The 26,291-nt window shown below is 66.5% G+C and carries 25 protein-coding genes and 1 pseudogene; 15 read left to right on the top strand and 11 right to left on the bottom strand.

What is annotated here, in order from left to right; translation table 11 throughout:
* Positions 1-14: 14 nt before the first annotated feature.
* From HMPREF3113_RS07865 to HMPREF3113_RS07855, 3 genes are all read left to right on the top strand, one after another.
* Positions 15-221: a proteolipid membrane potential modulator gene (locus tag HMPREF3113_RS07865; protein WP_070471683.1), complete on the top strand. Its 207-nt coding sequence runs from the start codon at positions 15-17 to the stop codon at positions 219-221.
* Positions 222-264: 43 nt separating this feature from the next.
* Positions 265-3,033 carry a valine--tRNA ligase gene (locus HMPREF3113_RS07860; RefSeq protein WP_070471682.1) on the top strand — a complete coding sequence of 923 codons (2,769 nt, stop codon included), beginning with the start codon at positions 265-267 and terminating at the stop codon, positions 3,031-3,033.
* A 94-nt stretch (positions 3,034-3,127) separates the two neighbouring features.
* Positions 3,128-3,952, top strand: a complete 825-nt coding sequence (locus HMPREF3113_RS07855) for a DMT family transporter (RefSeq protein WP_070471759.1) — start codon at positions 3,128-3,130, stop codon at positions 3,950-3,952.
* A 32-nt stretch (positions 3,953-3,984) separates the two neighbouring features.
* On the opposite strand, the gene rimI is transcribed toward HMPREF3113_RS07855, so the two are convergent.
* From rimI to pssA, 3 genes are read right to left on the bottom strand one after another with little or no spacing between them, the layout of a single operon-like run.
* Positions 3,985-4,482 (bottom strand): ribosomal protein S18-alanine N-acetyltransferase, encoded by a 498-nt coding sequence (rimI, locus tag HMPREF3113_RS07850; protein WP_019182560.1) that lies wholly within the window; start codon positions 4,480-4,482, stop codon positions 3,985-3,987.
* A complete protein-coding gene (locus tag HMPREF3113_RS07845; protein ID WP_019182561.1) occupies positions 4,479-4,961 on the bottom strand; it encodes a hypothetical protein in 483 nt (160 codons plus the stop codon). Before HMPREF3113_RS07845 ends, rimI begins: the two co-directional genes overlap by 4 nt.
* Complete coding sequence (gene pssA, locus HMPREF3113_RS07840) at positions 4,958-5,737, bottom strand: CDP-diacylglycerol--serine O-phosphatidyltransferase (protein ID WP_019182562.1); 780 nt, start codon at positions 5,735-5,737, stop codon at positions 4,958-4,960. The genes HMPREF3113_RS07845 and pssA overlap by 4 nt, the downstream gene beginning before the upstream one ends.
* Before the next feature lie 68 nt (positions 5,738-5,805).
* Between pssA and HMPREF3113_RS07835 the strand changes: the two genes are divergently transcribed.
* The 3 genes and pseudogenes from HMPREF3113_RS07835 to HMPREF3113_RS07825 form a co-directional block, all read left to right on the top strand.
* Positions 5,806-6,246 carry a DUF4124 domain-containing protein gene (locus tag HMPREF3113_RS07835; protein WP_254665257.1) on the top strand — a complete coding sequence of 147 codons (441 nt, stop codon included), beginning with the start codon at positions 5,806-5,808 and terminating at the stop codon, positions 6,244-6,246.
* Between the two features lie 96 nt (positions 6,247-6,342).
* Positions 6,343-8,034 (top strand): proline--tRNA ligase, encoded by a 1,692-nt coding sequence (locus HMPREF3113_RS07830; RefSeq protein WP_070471681.1) that lies wholly within the window; start codon positions 6,343-6,345, stop codon positions 8,032-8,034.
* A gap of 152 nt (positions 8,035-8,186) precedes the next feature.
* Positions 8,187-8,561: pseudogene (locus tag HMPREF3113_RS07825) on the top strand (H-NS histone family protein); the annotation flags it as partial.
* A 90-nt stretch (positions 8,562-8,651) separates the two neighbouring features.
* Here HMPREF3113_RS07825 and HMPREF3113_RS07820 read toward each other — a convergent pair.
* Positions 8,652-9,911 carry a threonine/serine exporter family protein gene (locus HMPREF3113_RS07820; RefSeq protein WP_019182566.1) on the bottom strand — a complete coding sequence of 420 codons (1,260 nt, stop codon included), beginning with the start codon at positions 9,909-9,911 and terminating at the stop codon, positions 8,652-8,654.
* A 159-nt stretch (positions 9,912-10,070) separates the two neighbouring features.
* Here HMPREF3113_RS07820 and HMPREF3113_RS07815 point away from each other — a divergent pair, with 159 nt between their 5' ends.
* From HMPREF3113_RS07815 to HMPREF3113_RS07800, 4 genes are read left to right on the top strand one after another with little or no spacing between them, the layout of a single operon-like run.
* Positions 10,071-11,183 (top strand): ABC transporter permease, encoded by a 1,113-nt coding sequence (locus HMPREF3113_RS07815; protein ID WP_070426576.1) that lies wholly within the window; start codon positions 10,071-10,073, stop codon positions 11,181-11,183.
* Positions 11,184-11,186: 3 nt separating this feature from the next.
* Positions 11,187-12,047: an ABC transporter ATP-binding protein gene (locus tag HMPREF3113_RS07810; protein ID WP_070471680.1), complete on the top strand. Its 861-nt coding sequence runs from the start codon at positions 11,187-11,189 to the stop codon at positions 12,045-12,047.
* The gene (locus HMPREF3113_RS07805) at positions 12,020-12,946 is read left to right on the top strand and encodes an MlaD family protein (RefSeq protein WP_019182569.1); all 927 of its coding nucleotides are present in this window, start codon (positions 12,020-12,022) and stop codon (positions 12,944-12,946) included. Before HMPREF3113_RS07810 ends, HMPREF3113_RS07805 begins: the two co-directional genes overlap by 28 nt.
* A complete protein-coding gene (locus tag HMPREF3113_RS07800; RefSeq protein WP_019182570.1) occupies positions 12,943-13,602 on the top strand; it encodes an ABC-type transport auxiliary lipoprotein family protein in 660 nt (219 codons plus the stop codon). Before HMPREF3113_RS07805 ends, HMPREF3113_RS07800 begins: the two co-directional genes overlap by 4 nt.
* Here HMPREF3113_RS07800 and HMPREF3113_RS07795 read toward each other — a convergent pair.
* Positions 13,580-14,170: an alpha-ketoglutarate-dependent dioxygenase AlkB family protein gene (locus HMPREF3113_RS07795; protein ID WP_070471679.1), complete on the bottom strand. Its 591-nt coding sequence runs from the start codon at positions 14,168-14,170 to the stop codon at positions 13,580-13,582. The two genes, HMPREF3113_RS07800 and HMPREF3113_RS07795, sit on opposite strands and share 23 nt — an antisense overlap.
* 126 nt (positions 14,171-14,296) lie before the next feature.
* On the opposite strand from HMPREF3113_RS07795, the gene HMPREF3113_RS07790 reads away from it, so the two are divergent.
* Positions 14,297-16,291, top strand: a complete 1,995-nt coding sequence (locus HMPREF3113_RS07790; protein ID WP_083298747.1) for a glycoside hydrolase family 99-like domain-containing protein — start codon at positions 14,297-14,299, stop codon at positions 16,289-16,291.
* A 48-nt stretch (positions 16,292-16,339) separates the two neighbouring features.
* Here the strand turns inward: HMPREF3113_RS07790 and HMPREF3113_RS07785 are convergent, their stop codons facing one another.
* Both HMPREF3113_RS07785 and HMPREF3113_RS07780 read right to left on the bottom strand, forming a co-directional pair.
* Entirely contained in the window at positions 16,340-16,972 is a 633-nt protein-coding gene (locus HMPREF3113_RS07785) for a CoA transferase subunit B (protein ID WP_070471678.1), read from the bottom strand.
* 1 nt (position 16,973) lies between these two features.
* Entirely contained in the window at positions 16,974-17,708 is a 735-nt protein-coding gene (locus HMPREF3113_RS07780; protein ID WP_070471677.1) for a CoA transferase subunit A, read from the bottom strand.
* Between the two features lie 160 nt (positions 17,709-17,868).
* Here HMPREF3113_RS07780 and HMPREF3113_RS07775 point away from each other — a divergent pair, with 160 nt between their 5' ends.
* Positions 17,869-19,218 (top strand): phosphohexomutase domain-containing protein, encoded by a 1,350-nt coding sequence (locus HMPREF3113_RS07775; protein ID WP_019182574.1) that lies wholly within the window; start codon positions 17,869-17,871, stop codon positions 19,216-19,218.
* 15 nt (positions 19,219-19,233) lie between these two features.
* The gene (locus HMPREF3113_RS07770; RefSeq protein WP_070471676.1) at positions 19,234-20,637 is read left to right on the top strand and encodes a mannose-1-phosphate guanylyltransferase/mannose-6-phosphate isomerase; all 1,404 of its coding nucleotides are present in this window, start codon (positions 19,234-19,236) and stop codon (positions 20,635-20,637) included.
* 136 nt (positions 20,638-20,773) lie between these two features.
* Here the strand turns inward: HMPREF3113_RS07770 and rfbD are convergent, their stop codons facing one another.
* Genes rfbD through rfbB form a run of 4 tightly spaced genes read right to left on the bottom strand, consistent with a single transcriptional unit; the run spans position 20,774 to position 24,175 of the window.
* Complete coding sequence (rfbD, locus tag HMPREF3113_RS07765; protein ID WP_070471675.1) at positions 20,774-21,664, bottom strand: dTDP-4-dehydrorhamnose reductase; 891 nt, start codon at positions 21,662-21,664, stop codon at positions 20,774-20,776.
* Positions 21,661-22,218 carry a dTDP-4-dehydrorhamnose 3,5-epimerase gene (rfbC, locus tag HMPREF3113_RS07760; protein WP_070426569.1) on the bottom strand — a complete coding sequence of 186 codons (558 nt, stop codon included), beginning with the start codon at positions 22,216-22,218 and terminating at the stop codon, positions 21,661-21,663. Before rfbC ends, rfbD begins: the two co-directional genes overlap by 4 nt.
* A complete protein-coding gene (rfbA, locus tag HMPREF3113_RS07755; RefSeq protein WP_070471674.1) occupies positions 22,215-23,102 on the bottom strand; it encodes a glucose-1-phosphate thymidylyltransferase RfbA in 888 nt (295 codons plus the stop codon). Before rfbA ends, rfbC begins: the two co-directional genes overlap by 4 nt.
* A 17-nt stretch (positions 23,103-23,119) precedes the next feature.
* Positions 23,120-24,175, bottom strand: coding sequence for a dTDP-glucose 4,6-dehydratase (gene rfbB, locus HMPREF3113_RS07750; RefSeq protein ID WP_070471673.1), 1,056 nt, complete (start codon positions 24,173-24,175; stop codon positions 23,120-23,122).
* A gap of 262 nt (positions 24,176-24,437) precedes the next feature.
* On the opposite strand from rfbB, the gene HMPREF3113_RS07745 reads away from it, so the two are divergent.
* Positions 24,438-25,184, top strand: coding sequence for an electron transfer flavoprotein subunit beta/FixA family protein (locus tag HMPREF3113_RS07745; protein WP_070426566.1), 747 nt, complete (start codon positions 24,438-24,440; stop codon positions 25,182-25,184).
* On the top strand, positions 25,184-26,125 hold the full coding sequence (locus tag HMPREF3113_RS07740; RefSeq protein WP_070471672.1) for an electron transfer flavoprotein subunit alpha/FixB family protein: 942 nt from the start codon (positions 25,184-25,186) through the stop codon (positions 26,123-26,125). The genes HMPREF3113_RS07745 and HMPREF3113_RS07740 overlap by 1 nt, the downstream gene beginning before the upstream one ends.
* Positions 26,126-26,291 lie beyond the last annotated feature (166 nt).

Below are 26,291 nucleotides of genomic sequence, written 5' to 3'. Positions count from 1 at the left end.
CCCGGAGACCCTTGATGCGCCTGTTGATCGCCCTGATCTTTCCCTGGTCCGCCTTCTTCACCATCGGCCGCCCGATCGCAGGCATCCTCAACGTCTCGAAGGTAGCGCCGACTGTCAGTCGGCTGTCCTTGTCTGGCTGGCGGCCCGCCGCGATCTGGGCCGCCTGCGCGGTCTCACCGTTCCATACCGGCCAGAAGATCCGTCGCGCCTTAGGGCGCTGAGCTTCCGGCACCCCCACCTTCCGTATTCGATCCTGGTTCCCGCATGACCCAACTCGCCTCCAGCTACGACCCGAAAACCTTTGAAACCGCGTTGTACGACGCGTGGGAGAAGGCCGGCCATTTCAAGCCGTCCGGCAAGGGCGAGCCGTACACCATCCTGCTGCCGCCGCCGAACGTGACCGGTACGCTGCACATGGGCCATGCCTTCCAGCAGACCCTGATGGATGCGCTGGTGCGCTACCACCGCATGCGCGGCTACGACACCTTGTGGCAGGTGGGTACCGACCACGCCGGCATCGCCACCGAAATGGTGGTGTCGCGTAACCTGGCGCTGGCCGGCCAGGGCGAAACCCGCGATTCGCTGGGCCGCGACGGCTTCATCGAAAAGGTGTGGGAGTGGAAGGCGCAGTCCGGTGACACCATCGAGCGCCAGATGCGCCGCCTGGGCACCTCCAGCGACTGGTCGCGCAGCACCTTCACCATGGACCCGCAGCCGTCCGAAGCGGTGATCGAGGCCTTCGTGCGCTGGCACGAGCAGGGCCTGATCTACCGTGGCCAGCGCCTGGTCAACTGGGATCCGGTGCTGAAGACCGCCATTTCCGATCTGGAAGTGGAGAGCGTGGAGGAAGACGGCTTCCTGTGGTCGATCAGCTACCCGCTGGCCGATGGCAGCGGCACCCTGACCGTGGCCACCACCCGCCCGGAAACCATGCTGGGCGACACCGCGGTGATGGTGCACCCGGACGATGAGCGCTACGCGCACCTGATCGGCAAGAAGGTGAAGCTGCCGCTGACCGATCGCGAGATTCCGGTGATCGCCGATGATTACGTCGACCGCGAGTTCGGTACCGGCGTGGTCAAGGTGACCCCCGCCCACGATTTCAACGATTACCAGGTCGGCCTGCGCCACAACCTGCCGATGATCAACCTGTTCACCCCGGACGCGGCGATCAACGACAACGCCCCGGAGAAGTACCGCGGGCTGGACCGTTACGAGGCGCGCAAGGTGATCCTGGCCGAGCTGGAAGACCTGGGCATCCTGGTCGAGACCCGTGCACACAAGCTGCAGGTGCCGCGTGGCGATCGCACCCAGCAGGTGATCGAGCCGTACCTGACCGACCAGTGGTTCGTGAAGATGGACGTGCTGGCCAAGCGCGGCCTGGAGCTGGTCGAGAACGGCGGCATCCAGTTCGTCCCGGCCAACTGGATCAACACCTACCGCCACTGGATGGAGAACATCCAGGATTGGTGCATCAGCCGCCAGCTGTGGTGGGGCCACCGCATTCCGGCGTGGTTCGACGACGCGGGCAACTGCTATGTCGGCCGTGATGAAGCCGAGGCCCGCGCGAAGAACAATCTTGCCGCCGATGTCGCCCTGCACCAGGACAGCGACGTGCTGGAGACCTGGTTCTCCTCGCAGCTGTGGCCGTTCTCCACGCTGGGCTGGCCGAACGAGCAGGCGATGGACGCGCGCGGTTTCGAGCGCTACCTGCCGTCGTCGGTGCTGATCACCGGGTTCGACATCATCTTCTTCTGGGTGGCCCGCATGATCATGGCCACCGACAGCTTCACCGGGAAGATTCCGTTCAAGGACGTCTACATCACCGGCCTGATCCGCGATGCGCAGGGCCAGAAGATGTCCAAGTCCAAGGGCAACGTGCTCGACCCGCTGGACATCATCGATGGCATCTCCATCGAGGACCTGGTCGCCAAGCGCACCACCGGCCTGATGAAGCCCAAGGACGCGCCGAAGATCGAGAAGGCGACCCGCCGCGAATTCCCCGAGGGCATCATCGCCCACGGTGCCGATGCGCTGCGCTTCACCATCGCCGCGCTGGCCACCCACGGCCGCGATATCAAGTTCGACATGAACCGCGCCGAGGGCTACAAGAACTTCTGCAACAAGCTGTGGAACGCCAGCCGCTTCACCCTGATGAACACCGAGGGCAGCAGCTTCACCGGCGTGCCGCAGCCGCGTACCGATGCCGAGCGCTGGATTCTGGCGCGCCTGGCCGCGGTCTCGGCCGAAGCCCAGACGCATTACGCCAACTACCGCTTCGATCTGCTGGCGCAGTGCCTGTACGAATTCGCCTGGAACGAGTTCTGCGATTGGTTCCTGGAACTGACCAAGCCGGCCCTCAACGGTGCCGACGCCGATGACGCCAACAGCACCCGCCACACCCTGCTGTACGTGCTCGAAGCGCTGCTGCGCCTGCTGCACCCGCTGACCCCGTTCGTCACCGAGCAGTTGTGGCGCCAGGTCGCCCCGCGCCTGGGCATCACCGACGACACCATCTCGCTGCGTCCGTACCCGACCGCCGAGGAGTTCGCGGGTGATTTCGCCCGTGCCGAAGCCGACGTGGAATGGCTGAAGTCGATGGTCAACGCGCTGCGCCGCGTGCGCAGCGAGTTGAACGTGCCGCCGTCCAAGCTGGTGCCGCTGCTGCTGCAGGGTGGCAACGACGACGACCGCGCGCGCATGACCCGTTTCACCTCGTCGCTGTCGTTCCTGCTCAAGCTGGAGCGCATCGAATGGCTGGCCAACGGCAGCGACACGCCGCCGGCCGCCGCTGCGATCGTGGGCGATCTCACCCTGCTGGTGCCGCTGGAGGGCCTGGTCGATCTGGGCGCCGAACGCGCGCGCCTGGACAAGGAAATCGCCCGGGTGGAATCGGAGAAGGAAAAGAGCGAGACCAAGCTGGCCAAGTTCACCGACAAGGTGCCCGCGGCCGTGGTCGAGCAGGAGCGCGTGCGCCTGGTCGAATGGACCGCCCAGCTGGATGGCCTGCGCTCGCAGCGCGCGAAGCTGTAAGCGCTGGGGGGAGGTAGTGCCACGCCATGCGTGGCTGCCTTCCGGGGCGGGATGACGCGCAGCCACCCATGGGTGGCTCCACCTTGGGCCGATGATGTCGCTGTCCATCTTCTGCATCGTGCTGTTCGCCGCCCTGCTGCATGCCAGCTGGAACGCGATCGTCAAACGCGGCACGGACAAGCTGATGACCACGCTGCTGGTCACCGGCTCGGCGGCGGTGATCGCCGCGATCGGCCTGCCGTTCCTGCCCGTACCCGCGCCGCAGAGCTGGCCGTGGCTGGCGACCTCCACACTGCTCCAGGTCGGGTATTACCTGCTGGTCGCCCGCACCTACCAGCTGACCGAGATGAGCGCGTCCTACCCGCTGATGCGGGGCTGCGCGCCCATCCTCGTCGCGCTGGTCAGCACACTGTTCCTCGGTGAGCGCCTTGAGTGGGTCGCCTGGGCCGGCATCGGGCTGATCTGCCTGGGCATCCTCTGCATGACACGCGGCACCTCGCGCCAACATCTGTGGTTGCCGCTGCTCAATGCCGGTGTCATCGCCACCTACACGCTGGTTGACGGCTGGGGTGCACGCCACTCCGGCGCTGCGGTGAGCTACACGCTGTGGCTGTTCCTGCTCTCCGGCCTGCCCTTGCCACTGTGGGCGCTGTGCACCCGGGCCAGCGCGCTGCGCGACTATGCCCGCCGCAACTGGGGCTACGGCATCATCGGTGGCATCGGCACGCTGGTCTCCTACGGACTGGCGCTGTGGGCCATGACGGTCGCGCCGATCGCGATGATCTCCGCGCTGCGCGAAACCTCGATCCTGTTCGGGATCCTGATTTCGGCCTGGCTGCTGCGCGAGCGCATCACCCGCCAGCGCTGGCTCGCTGCAGGCCTGATCGTGCTGGGCGCAGTGGTACTGCGGATGACGTAGAGCCACCCATGGGGTGGCTCTACACCACGCGGTCAGAGCGGCGGCATCACCTGGATATCGTCGTCGACCAGTTCGATGGCCATCACCAGCGCGTCCTCGCGCCCCTCGCGGGCGGGGTAATAGCGCGGCCGGCGGCCGATCTCGTTGAAGCCCTCGCTGTGGTACAGCGCCACCGCCGGGGCATTGGACGGGCGCACTTCCAGGAACACGCGGTGCGCGCCGTGGTCGCGGGCCAGCTTCACCAGCGCGCGCAGCAGATGCCGGCCGTGGCCGCGCGACTGGCACAGCGGGTCCACGCAGATATTGAGGATATGGGCTTCATCGGCGGCGATGCTGAGCAGGCCGTAGCCCATCAGCAGGCCGTCCTCTTCCATCGCCAGGCCGGGATAACCGGCACGCAGGCAATCCTGGAAGATGCCGCGGGTCCACGGGTACGGATACCCGCGCACCTCGATCGCCATCACCGCATTGAGGTCGCTTTCGCGCAGCGCGCGCAGCGACAACGGCCGTGGCGAGCTCACCGCGCTCACGGGCGGTTCTTCCTGCGCAGGGCACGCAACTGCGGCCACAACGCACGCTTGGCGGCCGCACTGCCGCGCAATTCATCCAGGTTCCAGCTGGCCATCAAGGCCTGGGTATCCGGTTCGGCAGGGTTGCAGCCGGAGGCACGCAGCAGCGCGATCTGCAGGCGATCAGGCATCCGCACCGCGGCGCGGCGGCCACCGCTCGCGCGCACGGGTGTCGCGGCCGGCGGGCTGCTGGGCGCGCCTGCTTCCACCGTGCGCGGGGCACTGCGCCGTACCGGTGCGGGCGCGTCCGCCGGTGGCGCCGGCCGTGCGGGCCGTACGGGCACCGGCGGCTCGTCCACCGGGGCCGCGCGCAGCTCGATCTCCGGCAACACCACCGCCTCGGGCGCGACACTGCCGTCGACGAACACCGTGTAGCCCATGGCCTGCAGCCAGGACTGCTGCGCCGGCGACCACAATGGCGGCAGCGCCTGCCCGCTCACGCGTTCGGCTCGACCGGCCTGCGGGTGCGTTGCCACACCCAGTAACACGGGCCGGACAGGGCATACACCAGGCCCACCGCGAACAGCACGCGCGGCAGATCGATGACCATGATCGCGATGGCGATCGGCACCAGGGCCAGCGCCAGGAACGGCACGCGGTCCGCGCGCGGCCCCTTCTCGCCACTGCCCTTGAAGCTCCAGAAGCGGATCCGGCTGACCATCAGCAGGGCCGAGACCAGGGTCACGCCGAGGGCGACGTAGCGCAGCTGGTTGCCGTCCCAGCCCAGGTTGCCATCGGCGAAGGCCCAGACGAAGGACATCATCAGGCCGGCGGCAGCCGGGCTGGCCAGCCCGATGAACCAGCGCTTGTCGACCACCGTGACCTGGGTATTGAAGCGGGCCAGGCGCAACGCGGCGCAGGCGGCATACAGGAAGGCGACCGCCCAGCCGACGCGGCCGAGTACCGGGTCGTCGAACTTCAGCCAGGACAGCGACCAGTGGTACATCACCAGGGCCGGGGCCATGCCGAAACTGACCAGGTCGGCCAGCGAGTCGTACTGCACGCCGAATTCGCTGCTGGTCCCGGTCAGCCGGGCCACGCGGCCGTCCAGGCCGTCCATGACCGCCGCGACGAACACGGCGATGGCGGCATTGACGAAGTCGCCGTTGGCCGCGGCGATGATCGCGTAGAAGCCGGCGAACAGGCCTGCGGTGGTGAACAGGTTGGGCAGCAGGTAGATGCTGCGCGAGCGCGGCGGGGGTTTCAGTTGATCCATGCGGCCAGTTTAGTGGCTGCGGTGCCCTTTGGGGCAGTGCCAGCGCGCCGCGCCCTGCCATTGCTGCCGTGATCGGCTTGCCAGCGCCGGCCCGGGGTGCTGCAATCGCGCTTCTGCCCCGTCTCCGGAGTCGCCATGCGTGCCCTGTCCGTCTGAGCGCCCTGCTGCTGCTCGCCAGTGCGACGGCCAGTGCCGGCAACGTCTATAAGTGGAAAGACGCCCATGGCGTGACCCAGTATTCGGAGAAGCCGCCCACCGGGCAGAACTACGAGGCCCGCCAGGTCCAACACCGCGACCCGGCCCCGCGCGAGGCGGCGGCCGCCCCGGCCGAGAACAGCGCCTGCACCACCGCCCGCGGCAATATCGTCCTGCTCGATGGGCCGGGCAAGGTCATGCAGGACACCGATGGCGACGGCAAGGCCGATACCGCCCTGACCGACGCGCAGCGCAGCGCCCAGAGGACCTTGGCCGAGGCCGCCATCCAGGCGTACTGCACGCCCAAGGCCTGAGCCGCCGGTGCCCTCAAGGGCCAATACCACCGCCAGCACCCATCGCGGCGGCCGGACTGGCAGAATATCGGCTTCTGCCGTTCAGCGAAGCCGACGATGCGCCTCTCCCAGTTCCACCTGCACACCACCAAGGAAACCCCCAGCGACGCGGAGCTGACCAGCCACCGCTTGATGCTGCGCGCGGGCATGATCCGCAAGCTGGCCTCGGGGCTGTACACCTGGTCGCCGCTGGGCCTGCGCGTGCTGCGCAAGGTCGAGCGCATCGTGCGTGAGGAAATGGAGCGTGCCGGCGCGGTGGAATTCCAGATTCCGACCCTCCAGCCCAAGGAACTGTGGGAAGCCACCGGCCGCTGGGAAAAGTTCGGCCCGCAGCTGCTGAAGATCAAGGACCGCAAGGAGCAGGTCTTCTGCTACAGCCCGACTGCCGAAGAGGCCGCTGCCGATTTCGCGCGCCAGGAGCTGTCCAGCTACAAGCAGCTGCCGGTCAATTTCTTCCAGATCCAGACCAAGTTCCGCGACGAGATCCGCCCGCGTTTCGGCGTGATGCGCGCGCGCGAGTTCCTGATGAAGGATGCGTACTCCTTCCACCTGCACGATGAGTGCCTGGTGCGCGAGTACGAAAACATGAAGTCGGCCTATGCCCGCATCTTCACCCGCCTCGGCCTGGATTTCCGCATGGTGCAGGCCGACTCCGGCGCGATCGGTGGCGACGCCTCGCAGGAATTCCACGTGATCGCCGAGTCCGGCGAAGACGCGCTGGTGTTTTCCACCGGCTCGGATTACGCCGCGAACATGGAAGCGGCCATCGCCGCGGCCCCGGGCGAGCGCCCGGCCGCCAGCGAAGCACTGCGCAAGGTCGACACGCCCACGCAGAAAACCTGTGAAGCGGTGGCCGCCCTGCTCGGCCTGGGCCTGGAGCGCACGGTCAAGTCGATCGCGATCATGAGCGAGGGCGGCTTCGTGCTGGCGCTGGTGCGTGGCGATCACGACGTCAATGAAATCAAACTCGGTAAAGTCGAGGGCCTGCAGGGCTACCGCATGGCCAGCGAGGCGGAGATCGCCACGCACCTGGGCAGCCAGCCCGGTTTCCTCGGCCCGCTCAATCCGGCCCAGCCGATCCGCATCGTCGCCGACCGCGACGTCGCCGCGCTGGCCGATTTCGTCGTCGGCGCCAACGAAGCCGGTTTCCACATCGCCGGCGTCAACTGGGGCCGTGACCTGCCCGAACCGGAAGTGGCGGACATCCGCAACGCCAAGGCCGGTGATCGCGCCGCCGATGGGGGTGAGCTGAAAATCGCGCGCGGCATCGAGGTCGGCCACGTGTTCCAGCTCGGCCGCCAGTATGCGCAGGCGTTGAATGCGACCGTGCTCGACGAGAACGGCAAGGCTGCGGTATTGGCGATGGGCTGCTACGGCATCGGCATTTCGCGCATCGTGGCTGCGGCGATTGAACAGAATCATGACGACGCCGGCATTATCTGGCCCGACGCGATGGCGCCGTGGCAGGTAGTGGTCTGCATGATCAACCCGAAGCAGGACGAGACCGTGTCGGCCACTGCCGCCGAGCTGCTTGCACAGCTGCAGGCCGCCGGCCTGGACGTGGCCCTGGACGACCGCGGCCTGCGCCCGGGCGCGATGTTTGCCGACATGGAACTGATCGGCGTGCCGCACCGGATCGTGGTGTCCGAACGCGGTGTCGCCGCCGGCACGTTCGAGTACCGCGCGCGCAGCGCGGCCGAAGCGGAAGTCCTGGACAAGGACGCACTGCTGGCGAAGTTGACGCAGTAATGACAAAGGCCGGGTGAATAACCCGGCCTTTTCAATGGCGGACCCGGTTTCAATATCTCCGGTTTGTTTGTGTATTTCGCAAAAGAGAATGTATGCTGTTTCCGATGCCAAGGACCGGCTCACCCTGTCCTTAATATATTGCGGAGTAGTAGATGAGCATTGACCTGAGCGGCCTGTCCGCCAAAGAGCTGGGCGCGCTGATCAAGAACGCCAAGAAGCAGCAGACCATCGTGGCCAAGCGTCCGGCGATCAGCAAGGTCCGCGCGCAGCTGACCAAGCTGGCCAAGGCCCAGGGCTATTCGGTGGAAGAACTGTTCGGCGGCGCCGCCCCGGCCGCACGCGGTCGTGCCGCGGGCAAAGCGACCAAGGCCCCGGCCAAGGCCGTGCGCAAGCTTGGCAAGGTGGCCCCGAAGTACCGCAATCCGGCCAACCCGAAGGAAACCTGGACCGGCCGTGGCAAGCAGCCGCGCTGGCTGGCCGCGCATACCGCCAAGGGCAAGAAGGTCGAAGAGTTCCTGATCAAGAAGTAAGCCGGTCAGTTACTGACGCACATGGACACGCCGGCCTCGCGCCGGCGTTTTCGTTCCTGGTGCACACCTGCGCGATGGCCGCGGCGGTCAAAGATTCTTGCGTGCCGGGATCAGCAGATTGCCGAACAGCAGCCCGGCCACCAGTGCCATCACCACGTTGAGCACGGTCATCAGCACGGTCTGGCCGGCGCTCATGTCCTGCTGCTGGACCAGGGTCAGCACGCCACGCAGGCTGGTACTGCCGGGCACCAGCATGATGATGCCGGGCAAGCGGATGATCGCGCCCGGGCGCTGCGCCAGGCGACCAAACAGGTTGCCTGCGGCCGTGAGCAGCATCGCCGACATGAAAATGCCGGCCGGTATGCCCCACGCCTGGCCCGCGAATTTTGAAATCGCATAGCCGGCCACCGCCGCGGCCATCACCCACGGAAAATCGCGCCGGTTGGCTTTGAACAGCATCGCGAACGCGAAGGCGGCCAGCAGCAACGCACCCCACTCGACCCAATCGGCCTGTGGACGCGACGCGCGCACCAGTGGTTCCAGCCCGACGATGCCGGACAGGGTCACCGCGATCACCGCGCCCACCGTCAGTTTCAGAATCGTGGTCACCGCACCGGCGAAGCGTGCCGTCCCCGAGACCCAGTGCTGGCTGGCCAGTTCGTTGACCGCATTGGTCAGCGACATCCCGGGCAGCAGCACCACCAGCGAGGCGATGATCACCGTATTGAGGTTGAGCGCGCCGATGAACGAGGCCACCAGCGTTGCCACCGAACCGGCCAGCAGCGCCGCCAGGGCTTCGTTGGCCTCGCGCGTGGCCGGGCGGCGGTCGGTGTACATGCCCATGACGCCGATCAGCAGGCCGATCACGCCGGCGGTGGCGATATCCAGCCACGGCAGTTTCCACAGCCCGGCCACGCCGGCCGCGCCGAGGCTGTAGGAGAGAATCGTGCGGACCTTGCCCCAGCGCCCGGGGTCCTTGTCCAGCTGCCGCAGCGCGGTATGCCCCTGCGCGATGCTCATGGTGCCGTTGGCCACCGCATCGGTGATCTGGTCGGCGATGCTGAGTTTATGCAGATCGTTTTCGCCGGGGGCCAGGCGGATCACGCGGGTGATGTCCGACGAACCGATCGCCTTGGTGGGGTCGCTGAAACTCAGGATCAGGCCGGTCGGGTTCGACCACGGCTCGCAATCCAGGTCCAGCCGCTGCGCCAGGGCGACCACCGCCGCCTCCAGCCGCTGCGCGGTGGTGCCATAGCTGTGCAGGCGCCCGGCCATTTCCGAAACGAAGGCCACGCGCTGAGCGTAGGTGGCCGGTGGTGCAACGATGGTGGGGGCGTCGGCAGACATGCGCCGTAGTATTACCCGAACACGCCCCGGCCTGAAGAATCCCGGTGTCATGATGCTGGCGCGCGCATGCCCGGCAGTGCCGAGCGGCGTGTACGGACCGGTCCGGCGCATACGCGAGCCATGCACCCGGACAGGGTATGCTGCGCGCAGGACGCCTACATGACCTCAGACCAAGCCCCCCATCTCGAGCAGGATGCCCAGGACCCCGGCCTGATCCGGTTGTCTGGCCATTGGACATTACGCACCGCGCTGGACGCGGCCGAAGTGCTGCGCGGCCTTCCGGAGAAAGTGACCGGCCTGGACGCCAGCGGCATCACCCTGCTCGATTCAGCCGGTGTGCTGCAGCTGCTGCGTGTCGCGCACCGCGCCGACCTGGGCGAGGACGCAGTGACGTTCCGCGAGGAGCATCGCGCGCTGGTCTCCACCATCGAGGAAGTCGCCGACGACCGGCCCAAGGCCAAACGCGACTTCGGCGTGCTGGCCGCGCTGGAGCGGCTCGGTGTCAGCGTGCACGGCATGGGCCACAACATCGTGGCGCTGGCCAGTTTCCTGGGCGAGAACCTGGTCAAGGGCGCGCGCCTGATCAAGGAACCGCGCCGCTTCCGTCTCACTGCTACCGTCGCGCAGATGGAGCAGGTCGGCCTGGACGCGGTGCCGCTGGTGGCCCTGCTGTCGTATCTGGTCGGCGCGGTGATCGCCTTCCTCGGCTCCACGATCCTGCGCGACTTTGGCGCGGAGATCTATGTAGTCGAACTGGTCAGCATCGCCTTCCTGCGCGAGTTCGCGGTGCTGTTGACCGCCATCGTGCTGGCCGGCCGCACCGCCAGTGCGTTCACCGCGCAGATCGGCGCGATGAAGGCCCGCGAAGAAATCGACGCGATGAAGACGCTCGGCCTGGACCCGGTCGACCTGCTGGTGCTGCCGCGCCTGATCGCCCTGCTGATCACCCTGCCGCTGCTGACCTTCATCGCGATGGTCGCCGGCCTGGCCGGTGGCATCACCGTCGGCGCGTTCGATCTGGACATCCCGCCGCAGATGTACATCGCGCGGATGCACGACACCATGGAAGTGCGCAACATGCTGGTCGGCCTGTCGAAGGCCCCGGTGTTCGCGCTGGTGATCGGCCTGATCGGCTGCCTGGAAGGCCTCAAGGTTGAAGGCACCGCGCAGTCGGTCGGTGAGCGCACCACCTCCAGCGTGGTGCAGGCGATTTCGCTGGTGATCATCCTCGACGCGTTCGCCGCGCTGTGGTTCATGAAGATGGGCTGGTAACCGATGAGCACCGATACCGCCCCGGCCATTGACCGCGACGACGCCGCCACCGGTGATGGTGAACTGCTGATCCGCGTGCGCGGGCTGACCAACCGTTTCGGCGCGCAGGTCGTGCACGACGGGCTGGACCTGGACGTGCGCCGCGGCGAGATTCTCGGCGTGGTCGGCGGCTCGGGTACCGGCAAATCGGTGTTGATGCGCAGCATCCTCGGCCTGCGCACGCCCGATGACGGCCAGATCGAGGTGCTCGGCGTCGACGCCCGCTCCAGTGACCCGGCCAACCGCCTGCATATCGAACGCAACACCGGCGTGCTGTTCCAGGATGGCGCCCTGTTCTCCTCGCTCACCGTGGGCGAGAACGTGCAGGTGCCGCTGAAGGAACACCACGGCGAGCTGCCCGAGCGCTGGCATTACGAGCTGGCCCTGCTCAAGGTGAAGCTGGCCGGCCTGCCGGCCGATGCGATCAACAAGCTGCCCTCGCAGCTGTCCGGCGGCATGCGCAAGCGCGCCGGCCTGGCTCGGGCGCTGGCGCTGGACCCGCCGCTGCTGTTCCTGGACGAGCCCACCGCCGGGCTGGATCCGATCGGCGCGGCCGCCTTCGACCGCCTGATCAAGACCCTGCAGGAAGCGCTGGGCCTGACGGTCTTCCTGATCACACATGATCTGGACACGCTGTATGCGATCTGTGACCGGGTGGCGGTGCTGGCCGACAAGAAAGTCATCGCCAATGCCCCGCTGCACGAGATCGAACAACTGGACCACCCGTGGATCCAGGAGTACTTCCACGGACCGCGCGCGCGTGCTGCGCGCGATGCAAAGCACAGAGCGAGTAAGCCATGGAAACCAAAGCCAATTACGTCCTGATCGGCGCCTTCACCCTGATAGTGGGCCTGGCGCTGCTGGCCTTCGGCCTGTGGGCCGCCAAGTACTCCTCCGATCGCACCTGGACCGAGTACCGCGTGGTGTTCCGCGAGGCCGTCACCGGCCTGTCGGTCGGCAGCCCGGTGCAGTACAACGGCATCGCGGTCGGCTCGATCACCGAACTGAACCTGGTACCGGACGATCCGCGCCAGGTGGTCGCACGGATCCGCCTGAACTCCAATACGCCGGTCAAGACCGACACCCGCGCCAAGCTGGCGATCACCAGCCTGACCGGCCCGTCGATCATCCAGCTCAGTGGCGGCACGCCGCAGTCGCCCGCGCTGACCGCGGTCAACAAGGATCCGGCCCCGATCATCCCGACCACCCCCTCGGCGCTGCAGAACATCACCGACGTGGCCAACCGCATCGTCGAGCGCATGGACCAGGTGCTCAGCGACCGCAACGTGGCCAGCATCAACGCCACCCTGGCCAACCTGGAAACCATCAGCGGCGGCCTGGCCGACCGCGACCAGGGTACCCAGGCGCTGCTGCTGAGCGCGCGTGATGCCGCCCGCAGCCTGGATGTGACCCTCAAGAGCACCAACGGCACCATCCAGCGGCTGGACAAGAATCTGGTGCAGCAGCTGCCGCCGATCCTGGACAAGCTGGAAACCACGCTGAGCAAGCTGGACTCGGCGGCCGGCAATGCCGATTCGATCCTTGGCGAGAACCGTGCCGCGATCAACAGCTTCGCCAATGATGGCCTGGCCCAGCTCGGCCCGACCCTGACCGAGCTGCGCGGCCTGATCCGCGACCTGCGCCGGGTCAGCGACCGCCTGGACAACAACCCGGCACGCTATCTGCTCGGCCGTGACGCACCCAAGGAGTTCGAACCCAAATGAGCCACGCGACCTTCTTCCGGCCCCTGCTGCCGATCGCCCTGATCGCCGCGCTTGGCGGCTGCTCGCTGCTGGGCAGCAACGAACGCAGCGCGGTGACGATCTATTCGCCCGTGGTGCGCATCCAGGCCGACCCGAGCTGGCCGACCGTCGATTGGCAGCTGGTGCTGGTCAAGCCCAGCGCCGCCCGCGTGGTCGACAGCCCGCGCATCAACGTCCGTCCGACCCCCTCCGAGCTGGAGGTCTACAAGGGCGTGAGCTGGGCCCAGCCGGCCACCGACATGCTCGACGACGCGCTGGTGCGCGGCTTCGAGGATTCCGGTCGCATCAACGGGGTGGCCCGGGTCACCACCGGCATCCGGGCCGACTACAAACTGGCCATGGACGTGCGCCGCTTCGAAGCCGACTACCGCGGCCAGGCTACGCCGACCGCGCTGATCGAAGTCAACGCCAAGCTGATCCACGTGATCGACCAGCGCGTGGTCGCCGACCGCACCTTCCGCCAGGAAAACCCGGTCGGCAGCACCGACGTCGCCCAGGTCACCGCCGCGCTGGAACAGGGGCTGCAGACACTGACCACGAACGTGGTGGGCTGGACGCTGGTGACCGGCGAGCAGGATCACGCCCGCAGCGCGGTCACCCCTGCCCGGGTGCGTTGATCCAGCGGAACGTGAGATTCAGGCGCTCGGCCAGCGGCCGGGCGCTCTTCGGCAGCGAATGCTGGTAATGGCGCTGGGTCTGCCCGCCCATCACCAGCAGATCGCCATGGTCCAGCAGGACCTCGGCCTTCTTCGCATGGTCGTCCCGGCGCCGCAGCAGGAACCGCCGCGCCGCGCCCAGACTCAATGACGCGATCACCGGTGCCGGCCCCAGTTCGGGCTCGTTGTCGCTGTGCCAGCCCATCCCATCATCGCCATCGCGGTAGCGGTTGAGCAGCACGCTGTTGAACGCGTGGCCACAGAATGCGGCCAGCTGATCCCGAAGCGGCAGCAGTGCCGGATGCCAGGGCTGCGGCACGAATTCGGTACCGGAATAGCGGTAGCGCGCGGCCGGGTCGCCCATCCAGCAGCTCAGGCGCGGGGAATCGACCTGTCGGCCGAACATCCGGATCGTGTGCACCTCCCATGGAACGTCGTCGCGGAGCATGCGCTGGAGGGTGTCGGCGGTGTCACGGGAGAGCCAGTGGCGGTGCCAGTGCACCTGGGCGTCGGGGAGGTGGAGATCCATGGGGTGACGCTAGCACGTGCGGATTTGCCCGTGCGCAGGCAAACCCCGAGAATGGCGGCCACCCCGTTGTGCCGCTGGAGCCCGCATGCCTGCTGTCGTTTTTCCCTGGATTGAGGTCCGTCGCGCGTGAGCACGATCAAGACCAGGCTGCGCCAGGCGCTCTTCGTGGCGCTCCGCACCGGATTTCGGGCGTTGCCCCTGTCCGATGACCAGCGTGATCGGCTTCGCGCGCGCTTCCTTCGCGATCACGGCGACTGGGTCCCGCCGCCGCCCCGCGGCCACATCGATGCCGCGACCGCGACCGTCCATCGTCCGCTGCAGCGCGCCGATGAGGCTGCGATCGGCTACGTACCGCATCGGGTGGATGCCTTGCCCGCACAGCTGCCCGCCACACTGGTGGCGTTCTACCTGCCGCAGTTCCATCCGTTCGCCGAGAACGATGCGTGGTGGGGCAAGGGGTTCACCGAATGGCGCAACGTCACCCGCGCCCTGCCCCAGTTCGAGGGCCACATCCAGCCGCGCCTGCCTGCTGACCTCGGGTTCTATGATCTGCGCAATCCGCAGATCATGCGCGACCAGGCGCAACTGGCCGGCGAGTACGGCATCGGCGCATTCTGCTTCTACTACTACTGGTTCAGCGGCACCACGTTGATGGAGGACCCGCTGCGCCAGTGGCTGGCCGATGACAGCATCGACCTGCCGTTCTGCCTGTGCTGGGCCAACGAGAACTGGGCCCGGCGCTGGGACGGTCGCGACGAGGACATCCTGATCGGACAGCAGCACAGCGCCGAAGATGATCTAGCCTTCATCGCCCACGTCGCCGACTACCTGCGGGATCGCCGGGCACTGAAGGTGGACGGTAAGCCCATGCTGCTGGTCTACCGCCCGCACCTGCTGCCCGATGCACGCGCCACCGCTCAGCGCTGGCGGCAGTGGTGCTTGGACAACAGCATCGGCGAGATCCACCTGGCGTATGTGCAGGGCTTTGAACGCCCGGATCCACGCGACATCGGCTTCGACGCGGCCGTCGAGTTCCCGCCGAACATGAGCAACCCGCGCTCGCTTACGGCCAACCAGTACCTGATCAACCCGGATTTCGAGGGCGACGTGCGCGACTGGCGTGAGCTGGCCGCAGAAATCGCCGCGCGCCCGCTACCGGCCTACACACTTTATCCGGGGGTCAACCCCGGCTGGGATAACGAAGCGCGCCGTTCCGGAAAGGGCCGCGTCTACCTGCATGCCTCACCGCGCGGTTATGGCGATTGGTTGTCGACCACCGTGCACACGCGCCTGGCCGCGGTGCCGGCCGACCGGCGGATGGTGTTCATCAACGCGTGGAATGAGTGGGCCGAGGGCGCGGTGCTGGAGCCCGATGCGCGGCTGGGGCATGCATATCTCGATGCAACACGGCGCGCATTGAGAGAGCCGCAAGCGCCTGTTGCAACCGAGGCCTATGTCGTAATTGAGACGATCAATCCAGCTCGGCTCTCAAGCGCATTGGAGCAGTTGGGCGAGAGCCTGAGCATCCGGCGGATCTTCGTCGTCACTACGCGGGCAGCAAGCCCGGCCCTGGCGTCTGTCCTCACCGGAAAGCAGCCACCGGGGAGAATCGAACTGGTGGTGTCCGACGCGGTGCCTCTAGTGTCGTTCCTGCAGATCGTGGATCGCCTGCCTGGGCAGCAACAGGCCTCGGTGCTCCGGCTGCAGTTGGACAGGGAACCATCGACGCAGGACGGCGCACTCCAGAGTACGTTGACTGCATTGTCCGGCTCTGCGACCGAGAGCGCTTTGGCGGCGCTGGCCAGCGATACATCTCTCGGCATGTTGTGGATCGGCATGAGCGAGGCCGGGCAATTGCACGCGGAGGCAACTGAATGGTCGCGCGTCCGCGCACGCATTGGGATCACTGGCACGCCTCCCAGCCGGGTACGTACCCGTGCGCCACTGCATTACTGGATCAGGCTGCAGGCGTTGCGGCCGATCCTGGACGCACATCTGCTGCCAAGCGAGTTGCAAGCTGTTCCGACAGGCTCACCTGCCATGTTCACCCAGGTCTTGGAGGTCATGCTGCCCGAGGTCGTCGCCGATGCGGGCTTCACCTGCCTGGCCCAGCAGAGCTAGTCGGCCGGACAGGACGATCCTGGCGGTTTGCCAGGATCGTCCACCGAGTTACCCGCCGTGGAACGCCACGCCGGTCTTTTCCTTCAGCTCATCGATACCCACGCCCGGCGCGGACTCGATCAGCACCAGGCCCTTGTCGGTGACATCGAACACGGCCAGGTCGGTGATGATGCGATCGACCACGCCAACACCGGTCAGCGGCAGATTGCACTCGGACAGAATCTTGTGCTCGCCGTTCTTGGCGGTGTGCTCCATCAGCACCACCACGCGCTGCACGCCGGCGACCAGATCCATCGCCCCGCCCATGCCCTTGACCATCTTGCCGGGCACCATCCAGTTGGCCAGATCGCCCTTGTCGGTGACCTGCATCGCGCCGAGGATGGCCAGGTTGATATGACCGCCACGGATCATCGCGAAGCTGTCGTGGCTGCCAAAGTAGCTGGCGCCCGCACGTGCGGTCACCGTCTGCTTGCCGGCGTTGATCAGGTCGGCATCCACTTCGGCTTCGGTCGGGAACGGGCCGATGCCCAGCAGCCCATTCTCGGACTGCAACCACACGTCCACGCCGTCGGGAATATGGTTGGCCACCAGGGTCGGCAGACCGATGCCCAGGTTCACGTACGCACCGTCGGTCAGCTCGCGCGCGGCGCGCTGTGCCATTTCATCACGGGTCCAGGCCATCTCAGTTCGCCTCCTGGCGCACGGTACGCTGTTCGATACGCTTCTCGGGGTGCGGGTTGTGCACGATGCGGTGCACGTAGATGCCCGGCAGATGCACCTGGTCCGGGTCGATGCTGCCCACCGGCACCACCTCTTCCACTTCCACGATGCACAGCTTGCCGGCCATCGCGCAGGCCGGGTTGAAGTTGCGCGCGGTCTTTCGGAACACCAGGTTGCCGGCCTCGTCGGCCTTCCACGCCTTGACCAGCGCGATGTCGGCGCGCAGCGCGGTCTCCATCACGTAGTGCTTGCCGTCGAACTCGCGGGTTTCCTTGCCTTCGGCCACCACCGTGCCGTAGCCGGTCGCGGTGAAGAAGGCCGGAATGCCCGCACCGCCGGCGCGCAGCCGCTCGGCCAGGGTGCCCTGCGGGTTGAACTCCAGCTCCAGCTCGCCGGCCAGATACTGACGCTCGAACTCCTTGTTCTCGCCCACGTAGGAGGAGATCATCTTGCGGATCTGGCGGGTCGCCAGCAGCTGGCCGAGGCCGAAGCCATCCACGCCCGCATTGTTGGAGATCACGGTCAGGTCCTTGGCACCGGTATCGCGCAGCGCGGCGATCAGGGCCTCGGGAATACCGCACAGGCCGAACCCGCCGACCGCCAGGGGCTGGCCATCGGCGATGGGGCCTTGCAGCGCTTCAGCCGCACTGGCGTACTGCTTGCCACGTCGCCCGGCGTTGTCTGGGGACTTGCTCATCTACGCCCTCACCTCGTTGATGTAAGCGGCCATTGTAGCCATTGCCCGGGGCTTTCCCTGCCCCCGGGGTCCGGCGTTGACCCGGCCCGCACCGGTGAAAACGTTTCCCATACACGGCAGCGGCTAAACTAGTGCGCTGACTGTCAGAAGGACTGAATAGATGACGCTCCCCGCATTCAAGGCGTACGACATCCGCGGCCGGGTTCCGGATGAACTGAACGAAGATCTGGCCCGCCGCATCGGCGTGGCCCTGGCCGCCCAGCTGTCGCCCGGCACGGTGGTGGTGGGCCACGATGTCCGCCTGACCAGCGGGGCCCTGCAGGATGCCCTGGCAGCCGGCCTGCGCGGCGCCGGTCGCGAGGTGCTCGACATCGGGCTGTGCGGGACTGAAGAAGTCTATTTCCAGGTCGACCACCTGAAGGCGGCCGGCGGGGTGATGGTCACCGCCAGCCATAATCCGATGGATTACAACGGCATGAAGCTGGTCAAGGAGCAGGCCCGTCCGATCAGCTCCGATACCGGCCTGTTCGCGATCTCCGACGCGGTCGAGGCCGACCAGGCCCCCGCGGCCGAGCCGAGCGCCGGCCTGCAGTCGCATCCGGACAAGAGCGCCTACATCGCCCACCTGCTGAGCTACATCGAGCCCAAGGCGCTCAAGCCGCTGAAGCTGGTGGTCAATGCCGGCAACGGCGGCGCCGGCACGATCGTGGATCTGCTCGCCCCGCACCTGCCGCTGGAGTTCATCCGCATCTGCCATGAACCCGACGGCAGCTTCCCCAACGGCATCCCCAATCCGCTGCTGCCGGAGAACCGCGAGCTCACCGCGCAGGCCGTGCGCGAGCATGGCGCGGACTTCGGCATCGCCTGGGATGGCGATTTCGACCGCTGCTTCTTCTTCGACCACAACGGCCGCTTCATCGAAGGCTATTACCTGGTCGGCCTGCTCGCCCAGGCGATCCTGGCGCGCCAGCCCGGCGGCAAGATCGTGCACGACCCGCGCCTGACCTGGAACACGGTGGAAATGGTCGAGGAAGCCGGTGGCCAGCCGGTGCTGTGCAAGAGCGGCCATGCCTTCATCAAGGAAAAGATGCGCTCGGAAAATGCCGTCTATGGCGGCGAGATGAGCGCGCACCACTATTTCCGCGAGTTCGCCTACGCCGATTCCGGGATGATCCCGTGGCTGCTGATCGCCGCGCTGGTCTCCGAGTCCGGCCGCTCGCTGGCCGACCTGGTCGAGGCGCGCATGCAGAAGTTCCCGTGCAGCGGCGAGATCAACTTCAAGGTGGCCGACGCCAAGCGTTCCGTTGCCCGCGTGATGGAGCATTACGCCGCGCAGGCACCGTCGCTGGACCACACCGATGGCATCAGCGCCGATTTCGGCGACTGGCGCTTCAACCTGCGCAGCTCCAATACCGAGCCGCTGCTGCGCCTGAATGTTGAAACCCGCGGCGACGCAGCGCTGCTGCGCGCACGCACCGACGAAATTTCCCAGTTGCTCAAGGACGCCTGAGGCGAATACCCCACCATGCAGAACCTTCTTCCCGTCATCCTTTCCGGTGGTTCCGGCACCCGCCTGTGGCCGCTGTCGCGCGAGTCCTACCCCAAGCAGTTCCTGGCCCTGGCCGGCGAACAGACCATGCTGCAGGCGACCTGGCAGCGCGTAGCAGCGATCGCTGGGCGCGCGCCGCTGATCGTCGCCAACGAGGAACACCGCTTCGTGGCCGCCGAGCAGTTGCAGCAGCTGGGCGTGCAGCCGCAAGCGATCCTGCTGGAGCCGATCGGCCGCAATACCGCACCTGCCATCGCGGTGGCGGCACTGGAAGCGACCCGTGACGGTGATGATGCGCTGCTGCTGGTGCTGCCTTCAGACCACGTGATTGCCGACGAGAATGCGTTCCGCGCTGCGGTGCTGCGTGCGGTGCCGGCCGCGGAGTCCGGCAAGCTGGTGACCTTCGGCATCGTGCCGACCGGCCCGGAAACCGGCTATGGCTACATCAAGGCGGCCTCCGGCGGCGATGTCCGCGCCGTGGACCGGTTTGTCGAGAAGCCGGATTCACAGACCGCGACCGCTTACGTGCAGTCGGGCGAGTACTTCTGGAACAGCGGCATGTTCCTGTTCAAGGCGTCCCGATTCCTGGCCGAGCTGGAGACGTTCCACCCCGCCATGCTCGCCGGCAGCCGCACCGCCTGGCAGCAGGCACGTCGTGACAGCGATTTCACCCGCCTGGACAAGGACGCCTTCGCCGCCGTGCCCTCGGATTCCATCGACTATGCAGTGATGGAAAAGACCGCTGATGCCGTGGTCGTGCCGCTGGATGCCGGCTGGAACGACGTGGGCTCGTGGACCGCGCTGCGTGATGTATCCGAACAGGATGGGGATGGCAACGCGCACCACGGCGATGTGATCGCGATCGACTGCCGCAACACCTTCGCCTACGGCGAGCGGCTGATCGCCCTGGTCGGCCTGGACGATGTGATCGTGGTGGAAACCGATGATGCGGTGATGGTCGGCAAGAGCGACCGCATGCAGGAGATCAAGCAGGTGGTCGCACAGATCAAGGCCGATGGGCGCCCCGAAGCAACCTGGCACCGCAAGGTGTACCGCCCCTGGGGCGCGTACGACTCGATCGACAACGGTGCCCGCTTCCAGGTCAAGCGCATCACGGTCAAGCCGGGTGCAACGCTGAGCCTGCAGATGCACCACCACCGTGCCGAGCACTGGATCGTGGTCAGCGGGACGGCCGAAGTGACCCGCGGCGAGGAAGTGCTGCTGCTCACCGAGAACCAGAGCACGTACATTCCGCTGGGCGTGACCCATCGCCTGAAGAACCCGGGCAAGCTGCCGCTGGAACTGATTGAAGTGCAGTCCGGCAGCTATCTGGGCGAGGACGACATCGTGCGGTTTGAAGATACCTACGGCCGTACCTGATCGACGGTAGGCAGATAAACAGAAAACCCGGCCAAGGCCGGGTTTTTTTATTGCGGGCAGAGCCACGCCATGCGTGGCTGCCCTGCCTGGGATCCTGACACCGCTCAGCCACGCATGGCGTGGCTCTACGCCTGGGTCAACCGTCCGCGATGACCCGCGTCAGGCCGTCCTGCCAGCTCGGCAGCACGACGCCGAAGTCCTGCTCCAGCTTCGCCACATCCAGGTGCGAATAGGCGGGGCGCTTGGCCGGCGTCGGGTACTCGGCCGTAGTGATCGCCTCGACTTTCGGCGCCCGCGGCAGCACGCCTGTTGCCACCGCCTCCGCAAAGATCGCTTCGGCAAAGCCGTGCCAGCTGGTCTCGCCCTTGGCGGTCAGATGCCACGTGCCCGACAGTGCGCCGTCGTGCTGCAGCGCCTGCGCGGTCACATCGGCAATCAACGCTGCCGGCGTCGGCGTACCGACCTGATCAGCCACCACACGCAGGACGTCGCGCTCGGCCCCCACCCGCAGCATCGTGCGCAGGAAGTTGGCGCTGTGCGAGGCGTACACCCAGGCCGTGCGGAAGATCAGGTGGCGTCCACCGGCCGCACGGATGGCTTGCTCACCGGCCAGCTTGCTGGCGCCATACACGCCCAGCGGGGCGGTCGCATCGTCTTCCCGGTACGGGCGCGTGCCCTGCCCGTCGAACACGTAATCGGTGGAGTAATGCACCAATGGGACGCCGGCCTGCGCGCACCACTGCGCCAGCACGCCCGGCGCTTCGGCATTGGCGCGGAACGCGGCATCGCGGTCGCCCTCGGCGCGGTCGACCGCCGTGTATGCGGCGGCATTGACCACCACCGTCGGCTGGACGCGGTCCAGCAATGCGGCCAGCGAGGCGGGCTGGTCGAAGTCGGCCACTTCGCACGCGCTGCCATCGGGCAGCGCGCCGCTGCGCGTGGTCGCCACGATCGTCCCCAGCGGGGCCAGCGCGCGTTGCAGTTCCTGGCCAAGCTGGCCATTGGCCCCCAGCAGCAGGATCGTCACGGCTGGTAGACCGGCAGGCGGTCCTCGGCGATGTCCTTCAGGAACGGCGCGGACTCGTCCTTGGCCGACAGCGTGGGTGCGCTGATCGGCCAGTCGACGGCGATGTCGGCATCGTTCCAGCGGACGCCGGCGTCGAAGTCCTTCAGGTACACCTCGGTGCACAGATAGCTGAAGATCGCGCGTTCGGAGAGCACGGCGAAACCGTGCGCGAAGCCTTCCGGAATCCAGAACTGCTTTTTGTTCTCCGCGCTCAGCACCACGGCGGCCCACTGGCCGAAGGTCGGCGAGCCGCGACGGATATCCACGGCCACGTCGTAGACTTCGCCTTCAAGCACGCTGACCAGCTTGCCCTGCGGCCGCGGCCACTGGTAATGCAGGCCGCGCAGCACGCCCTTGGACGAGCTGGAGACGTTGCTCTGTACGAATCTGCTCGGCAGCCCGTGCTCGGCGAAACGCTCGGCGTTCCAGGTCTCGAAGAAGAACCCGCGCTCGTCGCCGAACACGGCCGGCTCGATCACCACGCAACCCGGCAGCTTGGTTTCGACAATCTTCACGGCACCACTCCTCGCACAGCCAGCTTATGGAGATATTGGCCATAGCCGTTTTTGATCAACGGGGCGGCAAGCGCCTCCAGCTGTTCAGCAGTGATCCAACCCTGGCCGAACGCAATTTCCTCCGGGCAGCAGACCTGCAGGCCCTGGCGGGTCTGGATCGTCTCGATGAAGTTGGAGGCTTCCAGCAGCGACTGGTGCGTACCGGTATCCAGCCACGCGTAGCCACGGCCGAGCGGCTCCAGATGCAGCGCGCCCTCGTCCAGGTAACGCTGATTGAGGTCGGTGATTTCCAGCTCACCGCGGGGCGACGGCTTGAGTTCGGCCGCGTAGTCGCTGGCCTTGCCATCGTAGAAGTACAGGCCGGTCACCGCGTAGTTGGAACGGGGCTCGGCAGGCTTCTCGACCAGACCGACAACCTTGCCGTCCTTGTCGAACTCGGCCACGCCATAGCGCTCGGGGTCGTTGACCCAGTATCCGAACACCGTGGCACCACTGTCGCGCGCATCAGCCCGCTTCAGCACTTCGGTCAGACCGTGGCCGTGGAAGACGTTGTCGCCGAGCACCAGGCAGCTCGGCTTGCCGTCAAGGAACTCACGGCCGATCAGGTAAGCCTGCGCCAGCCCGTCGGGACTCGGCTGGGCGGCGTACTGGATGTCCATGCCCCACTGCGACCCATCGCCCAGCAGCTGCTGGAACAAGGCCTGCTCGTGCGGCGTGTTGATGATCAGTACTTCACGGATCCCCGCCAGCATCAGCACGCTGAGCGGGTAATAGATCATCGGCTTGTCGTACACCGGTAACAGCTGCTTGCTGACGCCTTTGGTGATCGGATACAGCCGCGTGCCGGAACCGCCGGCCAGGATGATGCCTTTGCGTTGAGTCATTGGATGTCTTCCTTGATTCAGGCTACGGTGCCGATGCGCTGCAAACGGTAACTGCCGTCAAGCACGCCGTTGACCCAGTCCTGGTTGTCCAGGTACCAGTCCACTGTGAAGCCGATGCCTTGCTCGAAGGTGTACTTCGGCTCCCAGCCCAGTTGGTCCTTCAACTTGGAGGCGTCGATCGCGTAGCGGCGGTCATGCCCCGGTCGATCGGCGACGTAAGTGATCTGGCTGCTGCGAGGCTGGCCATCCTCGCGGGGGCGTCGCGCATCGAGCAGCGCGCAGATGGCGTGCACCACTTCGATGTTCTCTTTTTCGGAGTTGCCGCCGACGTTGTAGGTCTCGCCAACCTGGCCCTTGGCCAGCACGGTGCGGATCGCTTCGCAGTGGTCGCTCACGAACAGCCAGTCGCGCACCTGCTTGCCGTCGCCATAAACCGGCAGTGGTTCGCCGGCCAGCGCCTTGGCGATCACCAGCGGGATCAGCTTCTCGGGGAAGTGATACGGGCCGTAGTTGTTGGAGCAGTTGGTGGTCAGAACCGGCAACCCGTAGGTGTGGTGGAACGCGCGCACCAGATGGTCCGAGGCCGCCTTGGACGCCGAGTACGGCGAGTTCGGCGCATACGGGGTGGTCTCGCTGAACTTGCCGGTCTCGCCGAGGGTGCCGTAGACCTCATCGGTGGAGACGTGCAGGAAGCGGAACGCCTGGCCCTTGTCGGCCGGCAGTGCCTTCCAGTAGTCGCGCACCGCTTCCAGCAGCGCCAGGGTGCCGACCACGTTGGTCTGGATGAACGCGCCCGGGCCGTCGATGGAACGGTCCACGTGGCTTTCGGCGGCGAAGTTCAGCACTGCGTCGGGCTGGTGCTCGGCCAGCAGGCGCGAGACCAATGCACCATCGCCGATATCGCCCTCGACGAAGACGTGATCTGGGTTTCCAGCAAGCGATGAAAGCGTCTTCAGATTTCCCGCGTAGGTCAGCGCATCAAGGTTGATGACGCGCACCCCTTTGGCGACCGCCTCGAGGACAAAGTTACCGCCAATGAACCCGGCTCCGCCGGTGACAAGCCATGTGGGCACTACCCGTTCTCCTGTTCGGTATCCATGCTAAGGCGCACATTAGGGCCACCTGATTAGCTGCACAGGATACAACGCGACGTCGATTTCGACCCGTTTCGAGTTGAACGGCCCCCCTACGGATGCGGCGGCGCAACATGGACTTACTCCACCATACGCATTCGCATGGTAGGCCCGGGCCAGTTAGAATCGCGATCCCACCCCCGAACCGGTTGCTGAGACGAAGAACCGGACGTTTCCCCGTTATTGAAGGATCCAGCTCCAGATGAAAATCCTCGTCGCGTACAAGCGCGTGGTGGACTACAACGTCCGCATTCAGGTCAAGCCGGACGGTTCCGGCGTGGTCACCGACGGCGTCAAGCTGTCGCCCAATCCCTTTGACGAAATCGCGCTGGAAGAAGCCCTGCGGCTGCGTGACAAGGGCATCGCCACCGAGGTCGTGGTCGCCACGATCGCACCGGCCGATGCCCAGGCGCACCTGCGCAACGGCCTGGCCATGGGCGCCAACCGCGCCATCCATGTCGTGACCGACCAGGCGATCCAGCCGCTGACGGCCGCCCGCACCCTGCTCAAGCTGGTCGAGAAGGAACAGCCGGACCTGGTGATCCTGGGCAAGCAGGCCATCGACGACGACGCCAACCAGACCGGCCAGATGCTGGCCACGCTGTGGGGCCGCCCGCAGGCGACCTTCGCCAGCAAGCTGGAGATCGCCGACGGCAAGGCCACGGTGACCCGTGAAGTCGACGCCGGCCTGGAAACGCTGGAAGTGGACCTGCCGGCCGTGGTCACCACGGACCTGCGCCTGAACGAGCCGCGCTTCATCAAGCTGCCCGACATCATGAAGGCCAAGGCGAAGCCGCTGGAAACCCTGCAGCTGGCCGACCTCGGCGTGGAAGCCGCCGATACCTTCAAGACCACCCAGTACGCCGCGCCGGTCAAACGCAGCAAGGGCGTGATGGTCAAGGACGCGGCCGAACTGGTCGCTGCACTCAAGCAGAAGGGGTTGCTGTAATGACCAAGATCCTCGTTGTCGCTGAACACCACGACGGCAAGCTCAACGCCGCCACCGCCAAGACCGTCAGTGCGGCCGCTGCGATCAGCGGCGCCAGCATCGACGTGCTGGTGCTGGCCGCCGATCCGGCCGCCGCAGCCGCCGCTGAAGCAGCGCAGCTGGCCGGCGTCGCCAAGGTGCTGACCGTGACCAACGCCGCCAACGCGCAGGCGCTGGCCCAGGTCCTGGCCCCGCAGATCGCGCAGCTGGCCACCGGCTACACCCACGTGTTCGGCCCGTCCACCACCTTCGGCAAGGACCTGATGCCCTGCGTGGCCGCCCTGCTGGGCGTCAACCAGGTCTCCGACCTGATGACCGTCGAAGGCAGCCACACCTTCAAGCGCCCGATCTATGCGGGCAACGCCATCATCACCGTGGAGGTCCCGGCCGACCAGATCGTCGTGGCCACCGTGCGTGCCGCCTCCTGGCCGGAAGCAGCCAAGGGCGGCAGCGCCAGCGTGGAAGCGGCCAGCGTCGATGCGACCCTGCCGAGCCACACCCGCTTCATCGGCCTCGTCGCCGGTGCCACCGACCGTCCAGACCTGCAGAGCGCCAAGCGTGTAGTGTCCGGCGGCCGTGGCGTGGGCTCGGAAGAGAACTTCAAGGTGATCTTCCAGCTGGCCGACAAGCTCGGTGCTGCGGTCGGTGCCTCCCGCGCCGCCGTGGACGCCGGCTATGTGCCGAGCGACCTGCAGGTCGGCCAGACCGGCAAGATCATCTCGCCGGAGCTGTACGTGGCCGTCGGCATCAGCGGTGCCATCCAGCACCTGACCGGCATCAAGGACGCCGGGACCATCGTGGCGATCAACAAGGACCCGGACTCGCCGATCTTCGAGATTGCCGATATCGGTCTGGTGGGGGATCTGTTTGCGATCCTGCCAGAGCTTGAAAAAGCGCTGTAAGTCGAAATCCGCGTAGCAGCTCGCAGGGTGGGCGGACATTGCTCACCCTGCCATTCGTCAAAATGTGTCGGCGTATTGCAACAGGCCTTTTGTGCTGTCTTGATTCTGTAGCATTCCCCCTCCCATCGCTCCAACTGGAGGGAGAGAATGCAGATGGCGATGGAAG

It is taken from the genome of Stenotrophomonas sp. HMSC10F06 (assembly GCF_001807865.1).
In the GTDB taxonomy this organism is placed as follows: domain Bacteria; phylum Pseudomonadota; class Gammaproteobacteria; order Xanthomonadales; family Xanthomonadaceae; genus Stenotrophomonas; species Stenotrophomonas bentonitica_A.
This window is presented reverse-complemented; position numbering and strand designations above follow the sequence as displayed.

Bases quoted from the DNA above. Each gene is read 5' to 3' on its own strand.
- HMPREF3113_RS07865 (WP_070471683.1), top strand. From the start codon at position 15: ATGCGCCTGTTGATCGCCCTGATCTTTCCCTGGTCCGCCTTCTTCACC.
- HMPREF3113_RS07860 (WP_070471682.1), top strand. From the start codon at position 265: ATGACCCAACTCGCCTCCAGCTACGACCCGAAAACCTTTGAAACCGCG.
- HMPREF3113_RS07855 (WP_070471759.1), top strand. From the start codon at position 3,128: ATGTCGCTGTCCATCTTCTGCATCGTGCTGTTCGCCGCCCTGCTGCAT.
- pssA (WP_019182562.1), bottom strand. From the start codon at position 5,737: ATGGATCAACTGAAACCCCCGCCGCGCTCGCGCAGCATCTACCTGCTG.
- HMPREF3113_RS07830 (WP_070471681.1), top strand. From the start codon at position 6,343: ATGCGCCTCTCCCAGTTCCACCTGCACACCACCAAGGAAACCCCCAGC.
- HMPREF3113_RS07820 (WP_019182566.1), bottom strand. From the start codon at position 9,911: ATGTCTGCCGACGCCCCCACCATCGTTGCACCACCGGCCACCTACGCT.
- HMPREF3113_RS07815 (WP_070426576.1), top strand. From the start codon at position 10,071: ATGACCTCAGACCAAGCCCCCCATCTCGAGCAGGATGCCCAGGACCCC.
- HMPREF3113_RS07810 (WP_070471680.1), top strand. From the start codon at position 11,187: ATGAGCACCGATACCGCCCCGGCCATTGACCGCGACGACGCCGCCACC.
- HMPREF3113_RS07805 (WP_019182569.1), top strand. From the start codon at position 12,020: ATGGAAACCAAAGCCAATTACGTCCTGATCGGCGCCTTCACCCTGATA.
- HMPREF3113_RS07800 (WP_019182570.1), top strand. From the start codon at position 12,943: ATGAGCCACGCGACCTTCTTCCGGCCCCTGCTGCCGATCGCCCTGATC.
- HMPREF3113_RS07795 (WP_070471679.1), bottom strand. From the start codon at position 14,170: ATGGATCTCCACCTCCCCGACGCCCAGGTGCACTGGCACCGCCACTGG.
- HMPREF3113_RS07785 (WP_070471678.1), bottom strand. From the start codon at position 16,972: ATGGCCTGGACCCGTGATGAAATGGCACAGCGCGCCGCGCGCGAGCTG.
- HMPREF3113_RS07780 (WP_070471677.1), bottom strand. From the start codon at position 17,708: ATGAGCAAGTCCCCAGACAACGCCGGGCGACGTGGCAAGCAGTACGCC.
- HMPREF3113_RS07775 (WP_019182574.1), top strand. From the start codon at position 17,869: ATGACGCTCCCCGCATTCAAGGCGTACGACATCCGCGGCCGGGTTCCG.
- HMPREF3113_RS07770 (WP_070471676.1), top strand. From the start codon at position 19,234: ATGCAGAACCTTCTTCCCGTCATCCTTTCCGGTGGTTCCGGCACCCGC.
- rfbA (WP_070471674.1), bottom strand. From the start codon at position 23,102: ATGACTCAACGCAAAGGCATCATCCTGGCCGGCGGTTCCGGCACGCGG.
- HMPREF3113_RS07745 (WP_070426566.1), top strand. From the start codon at position 24,438: ATGAAAATCCTCGTCGCGTACAAGCGCGTGGTGGACTACAACGTCCGC.
- HMPREF3113_RS07740 (WP_070471672.1), top strand. From the start codon at position 25,184: ATGACCAAGATCCTCGTTGTCGCTGAACACCACGACGGCAAGCTCAAC.